The organism is Dictyoglomus sp. SSW, assembly GCF_055181335.1.
This window is the reverse complement of sequence record NZ_CM143705.1, coordinates 247,801-268,742: the sequence shown is the minus strand read 5'-3', so window position 1 is coordinate 268,742 and position 20,942 is coordinate 247,801. Positions and strand designations below refer to the sequence as shown.

The 20,942-nt window shown below is 30.9% G+C and carries 16 protein-coding genes; 6 read left to right on the top strand and 10 right to left on the bottom strand.

Annotated elements, in window-relative coordinates; all coding sequences use genetic code 11:
• Window positions 1–2 precede the first annotated feature (2 nt).
• From ACY3JM_RS01225 to ACY3JM_RS01195, 7 genes are all read right to left on the bottom strand, one after another.
• The gene (locus ACY3JM_RS01225) at window positions 3–2,669 is read right to left on the bottom strand and encodes a VWA domain-containing protein (protein ID WP_463082987.1); all 2,667 of its coding nucleotides are present in this window, start codon (window positions 2,667–2,669) and stop codon (window positions 3–5) included.
• Window positions 2,666–4,339: a vWA domain-containing protein gene (locus ACY3JM_RS01220; protein WP_463082986.1), complete on the bottom strand. Its 1,674-nt coding sequence runs from the start codon at window positions 4,337–4,339 to the stop codon at window positions 2,666–2,668. Before ACY3JM_RS01220 ends, ACY3JM_RS01225 begins: the two co-directional genes overlap by 4 nt.
• A complete protein-coding gene (locus ACY3JM_RS01215) occupies window positions 4,336–5,205 on the bottom strand; it encodes a DUF58 domain-containing protein (protein ID WP_463082985.1) in 870 nt (289 codons plus the stop codon). Before ACY3JM_RS01215 ends, ACY3JM_RS01220 begins: the two co-directional genes overlap by 4 nt.
• Window positions 5,206–5,207: 2 nt before the next feature.
• Complete coding sequence (locus ACY3JM_RS01210) at window positions 5,208–6,182, bottom strand: AAA family ATPase (protein ID WP_463082984.1); 975 nt, start codon at window positions 6,180–6,182, stop codon at window positions 5,208–5,210.
• A gap of 15 nt (window positions 6,183–6,197) precedes the next feature.
• Entirely contained in the window at window positions 6,198–7,316 is a 1,119-nt protein-coding gene (locus ACY3JM_RS01205; RefSeq protein ID WP_463111495.1) for a hypothetical protein, read from the bottom strand.
• A gap of 126 nt (window positions 7,317–7,442) precedes the next feature.
• Window positions 7,443–8,183, bottom strand: a complete 741-nt coding sequence (locus ACY3JM_RS01200; RefSeq protein ID WP_463111494.1) for a hypothetical protein — start codon at window positions 8,181–8,183, stop codon at window positions 7,443–7,445.
• 7 nt (window positions 8,184–8,190) lie between these two features.
• Complete coding sequence (locus tag ACY3JM_RS01195; RefSeq protein ID WP_463111493.1) at window positions 8,191–9,699, bottom strand: hypothetical protein; 1,509 nt, start codon at window positions 9,697–9,699, stop codon at window positions 8,191–8,193.
• Window positions 9,700–9,739: 40 nt separating this feature from the next.
• On the opposite strand from ACY3JM_RS01195, the gene ACY3JM_RS01190 reads away from it, so the two are divergent.
• From ACY3JM_RS01190 to ACY3JM_RS01180, 3 genes are read left to right on the top strand one after another with little or no spacing between them, the layout of a single operon-like run.
• Window positions 9,740–10,591 carry a DMT family transporter gene (locus ACY3JM_RS01190; RefSeq protein WP_463082980.1) on the top strand — a complete coding sequence of 284 codons (852 nt, stop codon included), beginning with the start codon at window positions 9,740–9,742 and terminating at the stop codon, window positions 10,589–10,591.
• Between the two features lie 3 nt (window positions 10,592–10,594).
• Entirely contained in the window at window positions 10,595–11,665 is a 1,071-nt protein-coding gene (locus ACY3JM_RS01185; protein WP_463111492.1) for an alanine/ornithine racemase family PLP-dependent enzyme, read from the top strand.
• Between the two features lie 17 nt (window positions 11,666–11,682).
• The gene (locus ACY3JM_RS01180; RefSeq protein WP_463111491.1) at window positions 11,683–12,996 is read left to right on the top strand and encodes a cyclic 2,3-diphosphoglycerate synthase; all 1,314 of its coding nucleotides are present in this window, start codon (window positions 11,683–11,685) and stop codon (window positions 12,994–12,996) included.
• Here the strand turns inward: ACY3JM_RS01180 and ACY3JM_RS01175 are convergent, their stop codons facing one another.
• Window positions 12,997–15,240, bottom strand: coding sequence for an HD domain-containing phosphohydrolase (locus ACY3JM_RS01175; protein ID WP_463111490.1), 2,244 nt, complete (start codon window positions 15,238–15,240; stop codon window positions 12,997–12,999).
• Between the two features lie 109 nt (window positions 15,241–15,349).
• A complete protein-coding gene (locus ACY3JM_RS01170; RefSeq protein WP_463111489.1) occupies window positions 15,350–15,490 on the bottom strand; it encodes a hypothetical protein in 141 nt (46 codons plus the stop codon).
• Window positions 15,491–15,671: 181 nt separating this feature from the next.
• On the opposite strand from ACY3JM_RS01170, the gene ACY3JM_RS01165 reads away from it, so the two are divergent.
• The 3 genes from ACY3JM_RS01165 to nagA are packed head-to-tail and all read left to right on the top strand — an operon-like array spanning window position 15,672 to window position 19,227.
• Entirely contained in the window at window positions 15,672–17,318 is a 1,647-nt protein-coding gene (locus tag ACY3JM_RS01165; RefSeq protein WP_463111488.1) for a hypothetical protein, read from the top strand.
• Between the two features lie 33 nt (window positions 17,319–17,351).
• Complete coding sequence (locus tag ACY3JM_RS01160) at window positions 17,352–18,074, top strand: sugar isomerase domain-containing protein (protein ID WP_463082974.1); 723 nt, start codon at window positions 17,352–17,354, stop codon at window positions 18,072–18,074.
• 1 nt (window position 18,075) lies between these two features.
• On the top strand, window positions 18,076–19,227 hold the full coding sequence (nagA, locus tag ACY3JM_RS01155; RefSeq protein WP_463111487.1) for an N-acetylglucosamine-6-phosphate deacetylase: 1,152 nt from the start codon (window positions 18,076–18,078) through the stop codon (window positions 19,225–19,227).
• On the opposite strand, the gene ACY3JM_RS01150 is transcribed toward nagA, so the two are convergent.
• The gene (locus tag ACY3JM_RS01150; RefSeq protein WP_463111486.1) at window positions 19,224–20,930 is read right to left on the bottom strand and encodes a beta-N-acetylhexosaminidase; all 1,707 of its coding nucleotides are present in this window, start codon (window positions 20,928–20,930) and stop codon (window positions 19,224–19,226) included. The two genes, nagA and ACY3JM_RS01150, sit on opposite strands and share 4 nt — an antisense overlap.
• Window positions 20,931–20,942 lie beyond the last annotated feature (12 nt).

The window sequence follows — 20,942 nt, the reverse complement described above, 5'->3', positions numbered from 1 at the left end:
TTTTACTTTTTCTCTTTTTTCTTTCTCTCCTCTTCTTTGAGATGGGCTATAAACATACGGGCTCTCATCTCCAAGGATACTGTTTCCAACATGGATGGAGATGAACTCCCTTTGAATTCTTCTAATATCTTCTTTTCTACTTCTTTATACCATTCTTGATCTTCTATTATTTTTACTTTTCCAAGGAAGTTTAAGATTATCTCCTTTATCTCTTTTAATCTTCTAAGGAAAAGTTCTAAAAGGAAAAGTATAAGGGAAGTTATAAGTAATATGGGAAGAAGATTTTTTCTTTCTATATCGGGATAGGATATTCTACGAAATACTTCTGATGGATTTGAGAGGAACTTTCCAGATGTAAAAGAAAGAATTTTTTGGGCTAAATTATTATTGAATTTTTTTGAGGAAAATTCAGGAGAGTTTCCAAACATCCATGGAACCTTTGCAATAATTTTTTCTTTTTCATAAATAGTAATTTGATATTTTCCTAATCTATCAATAGGGAAGGTGCCCTCATAATTTCCTGCTGATTTTTGTATCATATTTCCTGAGAATTCTTTTCCTTCCATATCTATTACTTTGTATTTTAAATCTGCAAAGTTTATGTAATTTCCTTTTTTATCAGTATAGATTAAGTTTATAATTCCCTTTCCTCCTTCCCCCCTTATGCTTATTTGAACCTCTGAAATCTGATGAGGAATAGATTCTCTCAACATCTCACTAAAAAAGCTTCCTAACTTAATCCATGAAAGCCATTCTCTTCCCCAGTAGGGTTTTAAAGCAGATGTAAAGGCTATAACCTGTCCTAACCCAAACTGGCCTTTTGCTAAGATGGGATCTCCTTCAGGAGATGATAACAAGACTGGGTAAGGATATCTAGAAGAAGTTAATACATATCCTTCAAGAGGCGGAAATTCTTCTTTTTCCTCTAAATTAGCTTGGGGTAAAAATCTTTTTTCTACTATGTTAGATCTTAATAACGCTTTAGTTTCAGAGAGAAGAAGTTGGGGAAGATTTCGGATATTCCATGTATGATAGAATCTCCCATTTCCCCAACTGGCTATATTTTTTAATAGTGGGATATTTGCATCTTCTCCTATTCCAATAGTGGAAACTGTGATGTTATTTTTTGCAAGTTCTCTTACAAGATTATAAAAATCTCCTCCCTCAGTTTGACCATCAGTGATAGCTATAATATGTTTACTCTTTAAGGGTACGCGTTGCAGTACTTCTCCTGCAGATTTTAGCGGAGGATATAAAGCAGTACCTCCCCCTGGGGATATCTTATATATAAGGGAGGATGCCTTTTCTTTATCTGAAAGAGGCCCTAAAGGTACAATCCATTGATAGGAGTGATCAAAGGCAATAAGGCCAAAATAGTCTTTTTCTTCCAAAAGGTCTATTACAAGTTGAGATGATTCTTTAGCAAGTTCTATTTTTGCTTCTCCTCCCGAGTAGCTTCCCATACTTCCAGAAGCGTCAAGTACTATTACAATAGCTACATTGCTTTTTTTAAGAATCTGTTCTGGTTTCAATGTAACAGGAAGAATGTCTTCCAAAGGAGTTCCATGATAGTTTCCAGCAGAAAAACTTTTGTCTCCTCCAAGTATAAGTAAGGTACCTCCTTTTTCTGTTACATATCTTTTTATAAGGTCCATTTTATCCAAAGAAATATCACTGGTTGGCACATTATCTATTATTACTGCTTGATAGTTATCTATCATTGGTATTTTTTTGTATTTAGGATAATCAAAATCTATTTCCCAACCTTGATTAATGAGAGCTTGAGGAAAGATGGAGGAAAAGCCCTTACCTACAAGATAAAGAATCTTGGGTTTGCCTTGCACATATACATAAGAAGAATAAAGATTATTTTCTTTGTAGGTATCATCTGAGGATAAGATTTCAACTTCTATCTCTTTTAAACCTGTTTTCTGAGAGGTTAATGAGAAGGAAAGGATATTATCTTCTTTAAGATCCTTTAGCTCATAAGTATATAGCTTTCCTTCAAATCTTATTCTTAATTTGGCGTTTTTTACCCCATAACTTTTAATTTTTATTGTTACAGGAAAAACCTGTCCTAAATGTACCATTTCCGGATTTTGAATTTTTTCTATACCTATCTCTTTATAGAAAGATGTATTAAGAGGAAAGATATCAATCTGTATTTTTTCCTCTTTTAATTTCCTGAGAATATTTTCTATATTTCCTGCATTTTCTTGTAAATCACTTAGTAATATAATTCTTGCTGGTGTATCTTTGCTTTTTAATCCAAGTACAGTATTTACCGCATCTTCTATGTTTGTAAAATATGGATTCTTTATCCCAGTAAGTGAGGATATATCTATGTTCTCTGAAAGATCATGTTCCACATTTGTATCTCCGCCAAAAGATACTATACCTACCCTATCATAGGATTTTTTATACCTTAGTGATTCTTTTATGAAGCTTATTGCTTTTTCTCTTTCCCAAGATGGTATACTGGCAGATTGGTCTAAAAGGAAAAATACATTTGTTCTATCAGAAAAAGATACAATCTGAAAGCCTGATAGCGCAAAGATGATAAGCAATATTTCTAGGGATCTTAATAGAGATCTTTTTCCGTATCTTTTAATGATTATATATATTATGGGGATAAGTATTAAAAAGATGGGATTTTCAAAAGATATCATGAATAGTATTTTCCTCCTTGATAGAAGAAAATCTCCATTATAAGAAGAAGAAAGACTAAGAATATTAAAGGTTTGGAGAGATCTATTTGTATAAAGCCTTTTTCTTCCTTTTTACTTTCTTCCTTTTTTGTTTCCATATTTATTTTATTAGATATATCTGATTCTTTTTGTGAAAATATGTTTACAGCGTAAAGGTATCCATTATATTCTTTAAATCCTGGAGAATCCATATAATTATCGCATCTTTTTTGAGGATCATAAGAAAGATAGTATCTTAATAAGTTGTATATGAAGATGGGGAAGGAATCACTATATATAAAAGATGAGGATAATAGGTCAAAGGATAATACTATACCTTTTGAATTGCCTTTTTCATAAATATAGGCTACTGGTCCCTTATCAGTATATATAAGGGGTTTTAAGTTTTCATCTTTAAAGGTATAAGCATTATCAATACCTATTCCATAAAGTTGTAAAAATCTTGTGATAGGATGCTCTTCCCAGCTTAGTATCTTAACTTTTCCTATCTTTTCTATATTTTGAGGATTAATGCCAGGATATCCACCTATAAATAGAAAATTTCCTGATATATCTGAGTAAGGGATTAGTCCATCGAAGATGTAAAAGTTATAATTTTTTAGGTCTACATTTATAAAATCTCTTTTGACATCGATTTTTAGATTGGGTATTGATCTTAATGCTTTCTCTAAGAATGGATTTCCAAGGGTGATAAGCAAAACCTTTGGAGAAAAGGTTGGTATATAAAAGAAGGCTTTATTATCTTCTTGAAGGTTATCTCTTACATCTATTTCTCCTACTATTTTTCCTTTAGCCTTTGTAATCTCAGTTTTTACTACTTTTATTTCCTTGGGTTCCATTCTTATTTTTTCTTCCTTTAATTTATTGTTGTCTTGTATTATCCTTAAATTAAATTCTTGAGGTTTATGTGAAAAATTCCCAATTTTTAAAAATATCTCATATATATATTCATTCTTGGGAAATATTCTTCCATCTAATATCCCTATATTAAAGCTTTCTCTTCCAATAATATGTAAAAAATATTGGTTTATAGAATCTTTTGGAATAGAGATAGGATCGCTTCCGTCAGTAAAGATATGAATTTCATGAGAGATTCCTTTGGATATACTTTCTGCCTTTCTAATACTTTCCTCTAAATTTCCTTCTCCAAGAAAGACTTTTTCTTTCTCTAATTCCTTTTCTATTTCTCTTCCATTCTTATTTAAGATAATTTCTGGTTTTTCCTTTGCTATTATCATCTTTATGTTAAAGGGATTTCTTTTGATAAGTTTTATAATCTCTGATTTTGCTTCTTGAAATCTGGATGGTAATATATCCCTTGATGCCATACTGGCAGAGGAATCTAAGATGATTATTGTGGGTTTTGATCCTATGCTGGGAAGACTAAGTATAGGTTTTGATAGAGATAATACAAGGAAAAAGAGGATAAGAAGCTGAAATAGTAAAAGTAGATTTTTAGGAAGCTTCTTAAACCATCTTCCTAAATTTTTCTCTTCAATGGTCTTTTCCCAAAGTATTAAGCTTGGTACTTTTATCTTTAGTCTTTTTGGTTTTATTAAGTAAAGGATTATAATGATAGCTTCTAAAAATAATAGGAATAGGAAGGATGGATTAAGAAATTTTATATTCATTTAAGCCATCCTCCCATCCTTAAGTATCTAAAAAGTAGATCTTCCACCGGGATAACGGTGGATGTTCTCATATATTCTGCATTAGTTTTTAAAGCGAAATTTTCTATATCTTTTAGGAATTTATCTAAAGTCTTTTTGTAATTCTCTATTAGGGATTTATCCAAATATAGATTGATTATTTCATTGGTTTCGCTATCAATTAACTGGAGATTTCCTTCATATGGAGGAGATATTTCCTCTTCTGAGATCACATGAATTAAATATACTGGAAGTTTTTTGTATCTTGCATATAAGATTCCATCTTTATAGGGTGAAAGAAAATCTGATATTACCATTAAAATAGCTCTTCTTTTAAGAGATGAGACATATTTTTTTATGACTTCATTTAAATTTGTTTTTCCTTGAGCCTCTAATTTATTAAGCTGATCTAATAATTTGAATATATTTTCTCTTTTCCTCTCTAAGGAGATGATTCCTTTTATATCATCTTGGAAGTATGTGACGGTGACTTTTTCCCAGGCTGAAAGGCTTAAATAACTGAAGGCTAAGGCTAATTTTTTCCCATAGAAGAATTTGGTTGGAATTCCAAAGTCCATAGATAAGGAGCTATCAAGTAGAATATGTACTTCTAAGTCTTCCTCTTCTTCAAAGAGTTTTACAAGAAATTTTTCAAAACGAGCGTATATATTCCAATCCAAATACCTAAGTTCATCTCCTATTTGATAAGTTCGGTAATCTGAAAACTCTGTGCCTTTTCCTGTTTTGGGACTTTTCCTTTCCCCCACATTACTTATTATCCTAATTTTTTTAACTGCTAATCTTAATTTCTCTATTTTTTCTAAAAATTCTGTATCTAATATTTCCATAGTTATTCTTTCACCTTCTCTAATATGTCTTCTATTATTTCATCTGTGGTTATTCCTTCAGCTTCTCCTTCAAAGCTCAATATTATTCTGTGCCTTAATGCAGGAATGGCTACCTTTTTGATATTTTTGAAACTTACGTTTGATTTACCTTCTATTAGGGCTAAAGCCTTTCCTCCAAGAATTAGAGCTTGGGCTCCTCTTGGACTTGCCCCATATCTTACATATTTTTTTACCTTTTCTGTAGCATGGGGGCTTTCGGGATGTGTCGCCAGTACAATCTTTACAGCATATTCTTTTACAGCCATTGGTATAGGTACACTTCTTACAATTTTCTTTAATTCTTCTATAGTATTACCGTCTGCCACTTTATTAACCTTAGGTGTCTCAATATTTGTAGTTCTTTCAATAATCTCTAATAGTTCCTCTTGGGATGGAGGGGTAAGAATAAGTTTAAAGAAAAATCTATCAAGTTGGGCTTCGGGTAATGGATAAGTTCCTTCCATCTCAATAGGATTTTGGGTTGCCATTACGAAGAAGGGTTTTGGAAGGCTATATATTACTCCTCCAGATGTAACACTTCCTTCTTGCATAGCTTCTAATAAGGCAGATTGGGTTTTAGGTGTAGCTCTATTTATTTCATCTGCTAATACTATATTGGCAAAGATTGGACCTTCTTGGAATTTGAAATATTTTCTTCCGTTTTCATCCTCTAAAATGATGTTGGTACCAGTAATATCTGCAGGCATAAGGTCCGGAGTAAATTGAATACGAGAAAATTTCAAATCCAAAATTTCACTTAAGGTTCTTACAAGTAGAGTTTTTCCAATACCAGGTACTCCCTCTAAAAGTACATGTCCTCCTGAGAGAAGAGATATAATAGTAAAATTAATAATTTCATCATATCCAACAATTACTTTACTTATCTCCTTTTTGATTCTATCTACCACAGCTGTAAAATCTTGTATTGATAAAGTCAATTTGTTAAACCTCCTTTACTGAGAAAAATAGGTTTTTAAAATCTCTTTAAATTCTAAAGGGAGAATTCTTGAGGATACTGCTCTCTCCTTAGTATAAGAAGGATTGAAAGATAGGCTTTTATCTTGAGAAAGTCTTCTTCCTTCTAAGGTTGGTGCTTGAAATAGATAATTTTTGCCCAGTTCTTCAGATTGAGATGGTGGTACATATATCTTCTCTCCTGTAAAGACTTTTCTTTGAGTTTCTTGACCAAGTTTATCTGGCCTTTCTTCTGTACCTGGTAAATTTCCTGATTTTGGATTTTTATCTACTTCTTTCCCACTCTCTGTAGGAACTGGTAATGTTCCCTCTTGATTTGATGGAGTTTCACTACCCTTCATATCTTCCTTAAGAGCTTTTTCATCTTGAAGAGTGCTCTTTTCTTTGGATTCATAAGGATTAGCATAAGCGTAGGATTTTCCTGCTCCTTGGAAGGGAAGATTACTTATATTCTGCTCTTTTCCCTCTTCTCCCTTTTCTTGATTATTATTTTTACTTGATGCTTCTTTTCTTTCTTCTTTATGTTTTTCAGCTTGATTATTTTCTTTTTTTAGGGTATTTTTATCCAAGTTATATTGGGATAGAAATTCTTCTAAGGATTTTGGTTTTTCCATTTCTTTTAACTTCTCTTTGTCAAACTCTTCTTGAGATATCTTTTCTTTTGGAATATTCTTCTTGGAAAGTTCTTCGTTAAGAGCTAACTTTTCTTCAGGTATTCTACTGACCTTACTTTCTTGATTTTCTTTGTTTTCCAATATATGAGGAATACTTTTTGGCATATCCTTAGAGGTTATAAGATTTAGTATTAAAAGAAATACAAAGATAAGGAATAGAATTTTCAAAAGAGGAGAGGGTTTAAATTTGTAAGCCTTTGATAAGTCTATTTTAGAAAGCTTTTCTTCTAATCTTTTTCTTAATCTTTCCATAAGTCCGTATGGATCATCGTAATCTTTGTATTCCCAAAAAGTTATTAACTCTTCATCTAAAGAGAAATATTTATCTGTTTGAAGAATTATCTGATAATAATTAGGTTTCTTCTTTTTTATAAAATATAAATAAAAAATAGGGAATGGAAGAAGAAGGATAAAAAAGTTCATTTTCACGGAAAGAAGATTAAAAATGAGAATAGTGTTTAAAAAAATTAATATAGAAACAAAAATGATATCGAGAAGGTGGTAGGAATTTACTTTATTAATAAGTTTCTCTATGTTATCAAAAAAATCTCATCTTTTATCAACTCCTTGATAATATTTTAACCTTTTTTCGGCGATAAGTATAGAGATTAAAAAAATAATTAAGTAGAAAATTATAATAATAGGAAGGTCTCTTGAAGGGTAAAAATTTACCTTTAAATATAGGATGTTTTCTGCCTTTACAAGCCAGAGGACGTTATTTAAAGGAAATAAAAAGAAGGTTGATGGGAAGAGAAAGGGAAAAATTATAAATAGGATATAGGTGGTCCAGTGGAGAAGCCAGTTTATAGATGGATTGGAAAAGGTTGACCAGAGAATTCCTAATCCCATAATGGGAAGGGAATCTAAAAGAAGAAGAAAGTAAAGAATAATTATTTTTGAAAAATCAACAGAGAAACCTATCATTAAATTAAAGGGAAGAAGGATAAGAAGGATAAAGATAAGATAAAGTAAGTTAGATAAAAATCTTCCCCTTATTATTTCTCTTATTTTAAATGGTGAAAAGCGAGCAAGGTTTATAATCTTAAATTCTCTTTCTGCAATAAGATTTCCTGAGAAAGTAAGGGAAGAAAGGTATGTTATGAATATGAAATGAGCAATGGAAAATATAAGAAAAAGATCTGTTATAGAATACTTATTTAGATCAAAGGATTTAGATGGCCAAATTATGACGGTAATTAGGGTTATGATAAAGAAATAAGTATAGATAATTCTTAGATATTTCTTATCAGAAATTTTTGCTTTTAAATCAATAAACCACCATATTCTCATATTTTCCTCATCCTTCTATAGGAATTATAATAATCCCGTCTATACTTTTTTGGGTTTTAATATTTAAAATCTTTACATGGTTCAGGGGCTCATCTATTCTTCCCCAAATTATTAATTTATCTCCAATAGGAGGTATTATCCTATATTTTTTTATGAATTCGTTTAAAAGAGAAGGCTCTTTTAATCCACTTTTCCAGATAATGAACTCTTTATATGCGTTTTTAGGAATATATCCCACATAATTTTCTTTATTTCCATGCTTAAATACACAATCTTTTATATTTATAGGAGAATTGTTGGAGATCTCCAATATATATCTATCATTTAACTCCTTAATTTTAATATCTATGGGTATAAAATGATAAGATATGCCTTCTAAAAAGTATATTCTATTTCTTTCCAGGGATAAATTGGCTCTTTGATTATTGATATCTACCAATAGAGTAGTTTTGTTTTTTTGAGGCTGATAGTAGGCATTATAGAGAAGAAATATATTGGGGGGATATTCTATAGTGATATCTCTTTTGAAGGGAGAAAAAAGAGATATATGGATAAGGTTTTCTGCAACATATGTATTTTTATCAAGAAAAATTAGATATTTTTCTCCATAGGCTATGGCATCCTTGGTAAAGGATTGGTTTATCCCAAAACCTATTAATGATGAAAAAATAATTATGAATAAGAAAGAGATAAAAGAGTATCTTTTCTGAAAAAGAAATCTTATCCAAAGAAAGATAAGGATAAAGTACAGAGATAAAAAGATAAGGATCTGCCATCTATCAGGATAAAGGAACATTTGGCCTTGTAATGTAGAAGGATCAGGTGTGTATAGGAAAGTGTTATGAGGAATGCTTATAGTATAAGGTGTGGGTTTTATAGATTTGGAAAGTTTATTTATTTCATCGTTAAATAAGACCCTTTTTGTAAATATCTTTGCCATTATTAAAGAATTTTTTATAGAGTTTGAAAAGGAGTTAAATAAATTCCTATCTATAATTATTAAATCGTAGTTGTCATAAGCTTTATAATTGATAGGTAAAAGCTTCTCATCATATACTCTTACTATTCTTGCTTTTTTAAAGAAATCTATCTTTGGTATTTCTCTTCCTATTATTAATACAAGGGGTAAGGTTATTCTTTCTAATGAAAAATCTATTTTCTCTTCTTTGATAGTCTTATTATCTTTTAAAACTCTGGCTCTAACTGGATAGCGGAAATCTATTGGGGGAAGGAGAAATTCAAACCTTTTTTGAGAAAGAGGTGGTACTTCTACTTCTTTCTTGTATGTAGATTCACAATACCCTGCATATCGAAGTCCCTGAGTATATATTACTTCTAATATGAGTTTTACTTTGTTTCCTTCATTATAGATCTCAACAAATAGGGGGAGGAATCTATCAATTCTCCATTCAGAATTTATACCTAAGGAAAAATCTATCTTAATATCTTGTGCGTATAAGATATTTATTATGAATATGGTTAAAACAATTAATTTTATAAAAACCTTTTCTCTCATTCCACTTTAAATTATACAATCTTATAGTAAAATATTCATTATGATGGCCTATATATTTTTGCTTGGAAGAATTATTCTTTTAGGTTATGAAAAAATTGTAGTTAAGAAGGTAGGAACAGATAGTAATAGTATAGTTACATCTTTTTTATTTTTTGGTATTGCTGTTTTATTTTTACTTCCCTTCGCCATTATCAATCCTTCTTTTGATTTATCCACTCTTAAATATGGCATCCTTAGTGGATTCATATATTCCATCTCCTTTGTGTTATACGTTAAATCCCTTTCCATTGGTGAAGCTTCTCTTGTTGGTCCATTATATAATTTCAATGTTTTCTTTCTTCTTATTCTTACCAGTATATTTTTAAAGGAGCCTTTTACCATATCAAAGATTGTGGGACTTTCTTTATTAGTATATGGAGCTTCCTTTTTAAATCGCCAAGAAAATCTATATAAATCTCTCTATGGGCTCTTTAAAAGAAAGGATACCCTTTTTATGATGGGAAGTTCTTTTCTTATTGCTATTGGTAGGACTATTGATGGATTTGTAGTTGGTAAAATAGATTCTCTTTTTTATTGCTTTTTCTTGTATCTTGTTATTACTATATATCAGTTTTTTTATATACTTCTTAGAAAAGAATTAAAGGAAATATTCAAACTCTTAAAAGAAAAGACTTTATTAGTAACTATAGCTGCAGGTATTAATGCTTATTCTTATATGTTTCTTCTTATTGCTTTCAGAAGTATAGATGTAAGTGTTGCTGAACCCCTTTCTATGTTGAGTATGTTGGTCACTTTGTTTCTTGCTAAAAATGTCTTTAAAGAAGATATAAGAAAGAGAATAATAGGGGTTATAATAATGATCTTGGGGGCATGGATTTTGAATTGGAGGTAGGTTATGAATATATGTTCACCTCTTTTAGAGATTAATTTGAAGGCTATTTATCATAATGCTAAATTAATTGTAGAAAAGGGAAAGGAAATGGGAATATATATAGATGGAGTTACAAAGGTCTCCTTAGGGGATCCTAAAATAGCAGATATTCTTGTAAAGGCTGGGGTAAGAGGACTTTCTGATTCTCGGATTGAGAGCATAAAAAGAATGAGAGAAGAGGTAGATATAGAGTATACTCTTATTAGGCTTCCTTGTTTTTCTCAAGTGGAAGAAGAAGTAAAGTATGCAGATGTTTCTTTAAATTCAGAGATTATGACTTTAAGGGCTTTAGAGGAAGCTTCAGAAAGATTAGGAAAAAAGCATAAGGTAATAATTATGGTAGAGATGGGGGATATTAGAGAAGGAATATGGAAAAAAGATGAACTGATAATGGTGGTAAAGGAAGTTCTTAGGATGAAAAATTTAGAACTCTATGGCCTGGGTACTAATTTTACATGTTTTGGGGGTGTAGTACCTACTGTAGAGACTTATTGGGAATTTATAGATTTAGTGGAAAAAATTGAAAAAACTTTTTCTATAAATTTGCCTCTTATATCTGCTGGAAATTCCAGTAGTATTCCTCTTCTTTTTGAAGGGAAAATTCCAAAAAAAATAAATCATCTGAGAATTGGCGAAGGAATTATGCTGGGGAAGGACACTGCTTTTAGAAATCCTATTCCAGGGGCTCGTCTTGATACCTTTAGATTTATAGGGGAGATCTTAGAGATAAAGGAAAAGCCATCGATGCCTTGGGGAGTTATAAATGAGGATGCCTTTGCCCATAAGCCTTCCTTTGTAGATAAAGGGATAAGGAGAAGAGCTCTTATGAATTTTGGAAGACAAGATATTGATCCTCAAGGAATTATTCCTGAAATTTCAGGTATTGAAGTATTAGGAGCTACATCAGATTATACAGTAGTGGATATAGGAGATTATGATCTTAAAGTAGGAGATAGTTTAAGCTTTTCCTTAAATTATTCTGCCCTTCTTCAAGCCTTTACATCTCCTTATGTGAAAAAGATATATAAAGAATAAATTAGGGGAGTGATATTATGAGAAGAAAAGTCATTATAATGGGGGCAGGTGGGAGAGACTTTCATAATTTTAATGTCTATTTTAAAGATAATTCTGATTATGAGGTAGTAGCTTTTACTGCTACCCAGATTCCTGGTATAGAAGGAAGAATATATCCACCTGAACTTGCTGGAGAACTTTATCCCAATGGTATTCCTATAATTAGTGAGGATAGATTGGAAGAAACCATTAAAGAATATAATGTGGATGAAGTAATTTTTTCATATAGCGATGTATCCCATGAGTATGTGATGCAGAGAGCAAGTCTTGTATTATCTCTTTCTGCAGATTTTAAAATTCTTGGAACGGAGACCATGTTAAAAAGTGAAAAGCCAGTTATAGCTATTTGTGCAGTAAGAACAGGATCAGGGAAAAGTCAAACCTCAAGATATGTGGTTAAAACTTTAAGAGAAAGAGGATTTAAAGTAGTAGTGGTAAGGCATCCTATGCCTTATGGTGATCTTTTAAAACAGAGGATTCAGAGATTTGAAAAATTAGAGGATTTGGATAAATATGAATGTACTATAGAGGAGAGAGAGGAATACGAGCCCCATCTTAAAGAGGGGGCTATTTTATATGCAGGAGTAGATTATAAAGAGATATTAAAGGAAATAGAAAAGGAAGCAGATATAATAGTTTGGGATGGAGGGAATAATGACTTTCCCTTTTATAAGCCTGATCTTTTTATCACTGTAGTTGATCCTTACAGAGTAGGTCATGAATTATCTTACTTTCCGGGGGAGATTAATGTATATCTTGCAGATATAATAGTGATAAATAAGGTAGATACTGCTCCTTCTGAGAATATTAATAGGGTAATGGAGAATGTGAGAAAGAGAAATAAGAAGGCAAAGATTGTTTTAGCAAAATCACCCATAATATCCGAGAAGGAAGAAGATATTAAAGGAAAGAGAGTATTGGTGATAGAAGATGGACCTACTGTGACTCATGGAGAAATGCCTTTTGGAGCTGGATATCTATTTGCAAAGGAGAGAGGGGCTATATTGGTGGATCCTAGACCTTATGCAGTTGGAAGTATAAAGGAGGCTTATGAAAAATATAAACATATAGACAAGATACTTCCTGCTTTGGGTTATAGTAAAGAACAATTAAAAGAGCTGGAAGAAACTATTAATAATGTAGATTGTGACTATGTAATTATAGGAACTCCTGTAGATTTGAGATCTGTGATAAATATAAGACATAAGACTATAAGAATTTATTACCATTATGAAGATGCAGGAATTCCCACATTAAAGGAATTAATAATGGATTTTGTAAGTAAGTTTTAATTATTTTATTGGCTTAGTCTCTTTTAGAATGAATTCTATAAAATAATCTGAAAGCTCTGGATCAAATTGGGTACCTTTATACCTTTTTATCTCTTGAATAGCTTCATCGATGGTTAATTGTCTTTTATATGGTCTAAAAGCAGTCATGGCTTGAAAGCTATCAGCTAATGTAATAATTCTTGATAAAAAGGGTATATCATTTCCTGATAATCCATCAGGATAACCCTTTCCATCCCATCTTTCATGGTGATGCCTAATTATTTTACTTATGTCTCTAAAGACTGATATATGGTGTAAAAGTTCTTCGCCCCATACAGGGTGCATTTTCATTATCATATATTCCTCATCAGAAAGTTTTCCAGGTTTTTTCAGAATAAAATCTGGCACTTTTATCTTTCCAATATCATGAAGATAGGCAGAATACTCTAATCTTCTCATATCTTCCTCATTAAGAAGTAAACTTTTACCAAAATTTACTGTTATGTTACCTACTTCTTTTGAATGTCCTCCTGTATAAGGATCTCTTGCATCTACCATCTCTACAATGGTGATTAATGTTTCACGATGAAGTTTAAATATCTTTTTTTCCATTTCCTCATTGTAAATATATGCAGAAATTAAAGGGGCAAATTTTTCTATAATGGAAAGGTCATCGTTAGTAAAAATTCTGTTTTCTCTTAGGCTGTTTATGTTTATTACCCCAACTGGTTCATTCTTGTGTATTAGCGGATAACATATAGAGGATTTGATTTCAAAACGGGGTTCTATAATTTTAAATCTTTTATCTTTGTATACATCTTCTAATATTAAAGGTTCTCTGTGCTCTAAAACCCATCCTGCTATTCCCTCGCCTTCTTTTAGAAGAGTATTCTTTATTACCTCATGAGGTATATTTATCCCAACTTTAATTTTTAATATTTTATTTTCTTTATCATAGATCATTATTGATCCTGCATCAGCTTTAAGAATATGTAAGACTCTTTTTAAAAGATTTTCTAAAAGAATATTTTCATCCTCTTTTTTGGAAAGTAGATTCATAATTTCATTTATCTCTTTTTCCCTATCTATCTTCTCTTTTATATATAACCTTGTTAATGCATTTTGAAATTCTTCTGATAAAAGGTTAAAGTAAGTAATAGGATAAGGAATATTTTCTTCAATTATTAATACAGAATAAATATTTCCCTCTACCATAAAATATCTTCTATAACCTTCCATATTTTCTATGTCTTCAATTGTTAATGAATATCCTTTTTCTTGAGGATAGGAGTAGGCAAGAAAAAATTCTCCATTTTTTCTCTTGTAATATTTGATATTGGAATTGGGAAAAAGTTCTTTTAATTTTTCAAAATATACTTTTTCTATATCATCTAAGTTTTTTTGAGCTATATCTTTGAGAAAAGTGTATGCTAAATTGATCTCTTTAGTTCTCTTTTTTACTTCCCTCTTGAGATATTCTCTGCTTCCTAAAATGCCGATTAATAGAAGGATAATTATAGTAATCATAAAAATTAAAGCATTAGATACTGCTTCTTTCTTTTTATATTCCAGCCTTAGTAATACTTCTTCCCCAAACCATTTAGTTAAAAGATTTCTATAATGTGTACTATTTAGTATCTCAGTTAAGCCTTTTTTAATCTCAGAATAATAAGGGCTTCCTTTAGGAAGGGCAATACCTGCAAAACTTGAAAAGAGTTTATCTTGGAGTATTTTAAGTTGATCATTCCAATTATTTTTATTTATGATATATCTTGCCACGTAGTAATTAAGTACTCCAGCCTCAGCTTTTCTTTCTATTAAAGCTTGAACAACAAGCTCAGAACTTTTAAAAGGAATAGTCTCTGTTATATCCTTTAAAAATATATGAGCTACATCTTGGTTTAAAACTGCAACTTTTTTATTTTTAAGATCACCAAAGCTTTGTATAGGTGAATCAGAGGGTATTATTATTACACTAAAGCTCTCTAAATATGTGATAAAATCATATTTTCTTTTTCTTTCATCGGTTACCCTCATAAACTCTATGCCATCAATTTCTCTTTTGTCAAGAAGTTCTACTGCTTCATTCCATGGTACTAGTATTATATTGATCTTTTTATTAATCCTTTTTTCCAACTCTCTTATAATATCTACTGCAAACCCTTGAGGAATTCCCTGGGAGTCTATATATTCGATAGGAGGAAAGTTATAATCTCCTGCAAAGGTAAGAGTATTTGTGTTCTCACCTTTTGCAGGAAAAAACATTAGTAATAGAAGTATTATGATTTTTAGGATTAGAAATTTTTTCATGTAATAAGAAAAAGAAGGACCCTTTTGAGGGTCCCCCTCCCCCCTTCCAGATAAATTTTTTAGCTTACTTGTTGGAAAGATTTACTACAACCTCTACAGGTGGCTTAGAGGTATAGGTTTGGTTTTCACCTGGTGCTGGGTCAGCAAAAACAATATTAAATAATGATATAATCAATATTATTAAAATGGTTATTATTTTCTTCATTAACATATCCTCCTTTAAGATAACTTCTATTTTAACAATATATCTTTTTATTTGACAATCAAATATACTATTAATAAGGATTAAGATATTATCTACATTTTGAGATCCATGTTTCTATACTTTTTCTTATTTTTGATGTTGCTGTATCTAATATTACTTTTTGATATAATAAAACAAAAATATGTATAAAAAGGTACATACTATCTCTTATATTTTATTTAAATATGGTAATTTTTCCAAACCCTTTTTAAATCTTATGTTAGAGGAAAAATTGCCAAAGGAGTGGTATTATTATTTTGTTGCTCAGAGATATAAGTGGTCTCAGGATTATGAACTGGCTCTACAATATGTGGAAAAAGCCCTGAAACTTTCCAAAGATAATTTAACCCTATATTATATTTTGCTTTCGGATAAAGTTAATTTTCTTAGGTTTCTTAAAGACAAAAATGCTGAATTTATATTAGAGGATATTAGGAAAAATTTTTCTAAAATTCCCATTCTTGCCAGGAAGATAATTGCACCTATCCTGTATGATTATTATCTAAAAAGGTCCTACGAGGGAAGATCTGCTAAGATACGTTTTTGGAGTAAGGAATATCTTAAAGATCCATCTACTTATGTTTTTATTCTTTGGAATAGGGCAAATATGGAAGTAATGGAGAATAACATAAGATCGGCAATAAGGCTATATTTTGAAGGAGCAAAAACTGCTTTAAAAATTCCCCATCCTACAGGAATTTTATCTAATCTTAATAATGCTTCTTGGTATCTTAAAGATATACATCCTTGCTTTTCTCTTAACATATCTAAAAAGGCTTGTTATTATTTAGGCTGTTTTAGGGAGGATATGGAGGGAAGGTTTTATATTCTTGATACTTTGTTTGAGATACAAAAGATTGTAAGAGATGAAGATATATGGGAGACAGCGGAAATAATTTGTCTTTTATATGATGATCTTCCAGAAAAGGGAGGATGGGGAACAAAGGAGCATTATAAGAGTTTATTTGAGTTTTGTAATACTAAGAGAATTAATTTTGATATCTCAAGTTATGAAAATACAAAAGAGCTTAGGGAGTATCTAATTAATATTGGAAAAGATAAAAAATTGTATGAGCTATCAGATATTTTGGGTATAAGTAAGCCTAATCTCTCAAAAATATTAAAAGGTTGGACTTTTAAGGTAAGATCAGAGACTATAAGAAATATGCTTGAAAGGATAGATTTAAAAGTAGATTATATGAATGATCCATATCCCATTGTAAATGAGTATGTAAAGTTAAAGATAATTATGGAATTTCTACAAAACAAAGAGAAGTTAAAGAAGATTTCAAAGGAAAAAAGGAAGATACTTTTTATAAGTACTTATATGAGTTTAATTAAGAGGAATGATTATAAAGGTAATTTTAATTTAAAAGAACTTTATAGTCTTTTTATAAATGATATAGATCTTTTTATTCAAAAGGCTGAAAAAAATATGTTTATCATGTGGTTTACAAACAAGATTATTGGAAAATCTCATCCTCTTTTGGAGGGAAGAAAAGACCTTGCAGTTAAATTTTTTAATATATTGCCTTTGAAGAAAAGGGACAAATTTATAAATTACTATTTAAATCTTAATGAGAAAGATAGGATCTTAATTGATGAATTTATAAGGAATTATGTGAGGTATGATAGGAAATGGGGTGTTTCTTTTTCTAAGGGTATGTTAAAAAATTTTATTCAAGAATTTAGATTAAAACCTCTTCCTACATTACTTTCTGTCTACTCCTTGGATAAGAAATCAGAAAGAAAACGATTAGTAAATATACTTGATAAAATGGTGTTATAATAAAGTATCCTCTTTTATAAAGAGGGTGTTAATATGAAATATATAGATACTTTGTCATTACTTCTCGAGGAAATAAAAAGGGAAAAAGAATCTATTGAAAAATCAGCTATAAAAACAGCGGAATCTATAAAAAATGGTGGCATTATACATATACTTGGTTTTGGGCATTATAATATTTTATCCTTAGAGTTTTTCTTTAGGGCAGGAGTTTTTGCATGTATTAATCCTATATGGGATTTTTCCACTTCCTATATGGATGGGATACTGAAAGGTAATTTTTTAGAAAGGATTGAAGGATATGGAAGGGTATTAATAAATAATCATAAATTGTCTTCTGAGGATATTCTGTATGTTATATCCTATACTGGTAGAGATTTGATTGCTATTGATTCTGTATTGGAGGCAAAGAAAAGAGGAGTTTATACAATAGGTCTTATAAACAAGGAAAATTCTAATATCCCTTCTAAACATTCTTCCAAGAAAAATTTAAAAGATATATGTGATCTTGTAATTTTTATTCCAGGACCTTCTGACGATCTTCTTCTATCTTTAGAGAGAGATAAAAAGATAAAGACTTCACCCGTATCTACTATTATTTCCTCTATCATTTTACATGAGATCTTTTATGAGACTGCTTGTATTTTAGAGAGAATGGATATTATTCCTCCTTTGTTTAGATGTAGTATTGATAGTAGGGAGAATGATATAAATCAGAAGCTTATTAAAATCTATAAAGATAAAATAAAGGAGTTTTAACATGAAAAAGAGAGTTTTTATTGGAAAGGTTATATTGAAGGATAGGATTTTACAAAAAGGAATGGTTGAAATTGAAGAGGATAAAATTTCTTATGTGGGAGAAAGAAAGGAAGTAGACAAAGATAGTGAGGTTTTTTATTTAGAAGATTTCTTTATATCACCAGGATTTATTGATATTCATATTCATGGATCTTATGGAAGAGATTTTCTTAATTCTTCTTTTAATGATATGGAGGAAATTTCTTATTTCCTTGCATCAAAAGGGGTAACTTCTTGTCTTCCTACTCTTGCTACCTCTTCTCTTCCTGAAATGAAAAAGGCAATTTATGAGATAGAAAAGTATATTTCATCTAATGTCGTAAAAGGAACGAAATTTATAGGAATCCATTTAGAGGGACCTTTTTTAAATCCTGATTATAAAGGAGCTCAGAGAGAAGATGCTATTTTGAAACCAGATTTAAATAGTCTTAATGAACTTCTTTCTCTCCATGTAAAGCTTATTACATTAGCCCCTGAATTAGAAGGAGCTTTAGATCTTATTTCATATCTATCAAAAAAAAGAGTAATAATATCAGCTGGACATACATCTGCCCTTTCTCAAGATGTGGAGAGGGCTATAAGTTTGGGACTCTCTCATGTTACTCATCTTTTTAATGGTATGAGGCCTCTTCATCACCGTGAGCCTGGGATTATAGGGGTTGCCTTAGTAGATGATAGATTGTCAGTGGAGATAATAGCTGATGGATATCATCTTTCAGATCATATACTTAAATTGGTAACCAAGATAAAACCAAGGGATAAAGTAGTTTTAATAACTGATGCAATTATGGCTGCTGGACTTTCTAATGGAGAATATAGTTTGGCAGGACAAAGGGTTTTAGTGAGGGATGGAAAGGCAACACTTGAATCAGGTTCCTTAGCTGGTAGCACTTTAACCATGAATAAAGCAATTAAAAATATGGTAGAAAAAGAAATTGTTAATTTGGTAGATGCTGTTTATATGGCTTCCCTTTCTCCCGCTAAGGTAATAGGTATGGATGGAAGAAAGGGAAGCCTTGAAGTATCAAAGGATGCAGATCTTACTGTATTGGATGAATCTTTTAATGTAAAACTTACTATGGTAGAGGGTCATATTGTTTACAATGCTCTTTAGTATATATTAAGATCTGCCCTACCTCCTGCCCCATATATTTTTATAATGACCTTTTCTAAGTTTGCTTTCTTCCTTTCAGAAAGCCAAAGATCTGCGTATTTTTTCCCAAAGGCTATATATTCGGAAAAACTTAGATTTCCATTAAGTCTATTGATGGCTATTTTTAGCATATTCTTCATAAGGGAAAGATCTTCTGGTAAAGCTATAGACTCCATTTTGTTTAATACATTGCTATATATTTTGAGAAGTTCATCCTTATTAGATAAAAGGGAAGATATGCCTAAATAGTAATCTACCCAAAAATCTCCAGTACTTTTCAATTCAATTTTGAATTCTGTATTATATCTGTACAAAGTATCTCCAAGAAATACATGTTTTATAGTTTCTGCTACTGAATTTTGTCCTAATAATTTTCTTATTTCTATTAATTCATCTTTTTCTTTAAATAATGCCTTATATTTTTCTTCCCAATTTTCCTTTCCTTCCGCAATCTCCATAGTGGCAAGTATTAAAGGATTTAGAAAAGAATATAGACATTCAGCCCCATCATCTCCCCATGCTGTAAGAAGAAATCCTGGAAGGTTTTCTTTTTTGGCTTGTCTTAAGAAATTTGTAATATTAGTTAAAGCAATATCAAAATTTGGATAAAACCTTCCCCAGTTGGAAACCCCAGGAGAGGCTATTTCTTTTTCCTTTCTTTTTCCAAACATATTTATCTTCTTCTCAAAATGTTCTTCAGAGAGGTGGGTATAATCCCAATTAGCAATAACTGTTTCATCCCATATATTACTTTCAAGAACTATCTTCCATCTTTCCTTTTCTTCCTCTCTCAAATACATTCCCGTGAGCATGTCTCCCCAAACCATTGGTATCTTTCCACTTTCCTTCACTTGATAGATTAGATTCTTATGATGCATCTCAAAAAGTTCAGGTCCTTGAAATATACCTGTTTTATCGAGACTTCTTCCTCTTCCAAGAGCCCATGTTTCATCTCCACCAATATGGATATATTGGGATGGGAAGAATTCTATTACTTCGGAAAGAAGTTTATAGGTAAAATTTCTGGCTTCTTCGTTTGAAACATCTAAACATCCTTCTTCAGGTCTATGCCATTCACTATATTTCATAAATTCAGGTAGAATAAGAATATTTTCCATATGTCCACAAAGCTCTAAGGATGGAAAAACTTCTATTCCTAAGTTCTTACCATAGTCTATAATTTCCCTCAATTCTTCTTCAGCAAGTCTTCCCCTTAGAGCTCCTATTTGGGGAAAGCTTTTCCAAGGGAAAAGATCTTCAAAGTATATGGCAAAGAAATTGTATTTTAATAAATATAGTAGTCTTAAAATTCTTTTGAATTCCTTAAGTAAAGGTACGCCGCCTCTCGCTATATCAAGATGATAACCTCGGAATTTAAATTTAAAATCTTCTTCCACATATATTTCTGGTAATTGATTTTTGTTTTGTAGTATTAACTGGATCAAAGTGGCAAAGCATATGTTTGTATCTCCCCATATTTCCACTTCTTTATCTTTAATGTTGATGCCTGTTCCATTTTTTTCTATTTTTTTAATCTTCCAACTTCCTTTTGGTATTTGAAATTCCTTAGAAAGAAATTCAGGAAAATTTTCAAATCCATCAAACTCAAACCATCTTTCTTTAAACTCTAATTTTTTGGGCTCTGGTACTATATGAATACTCATATTAAAATCCCC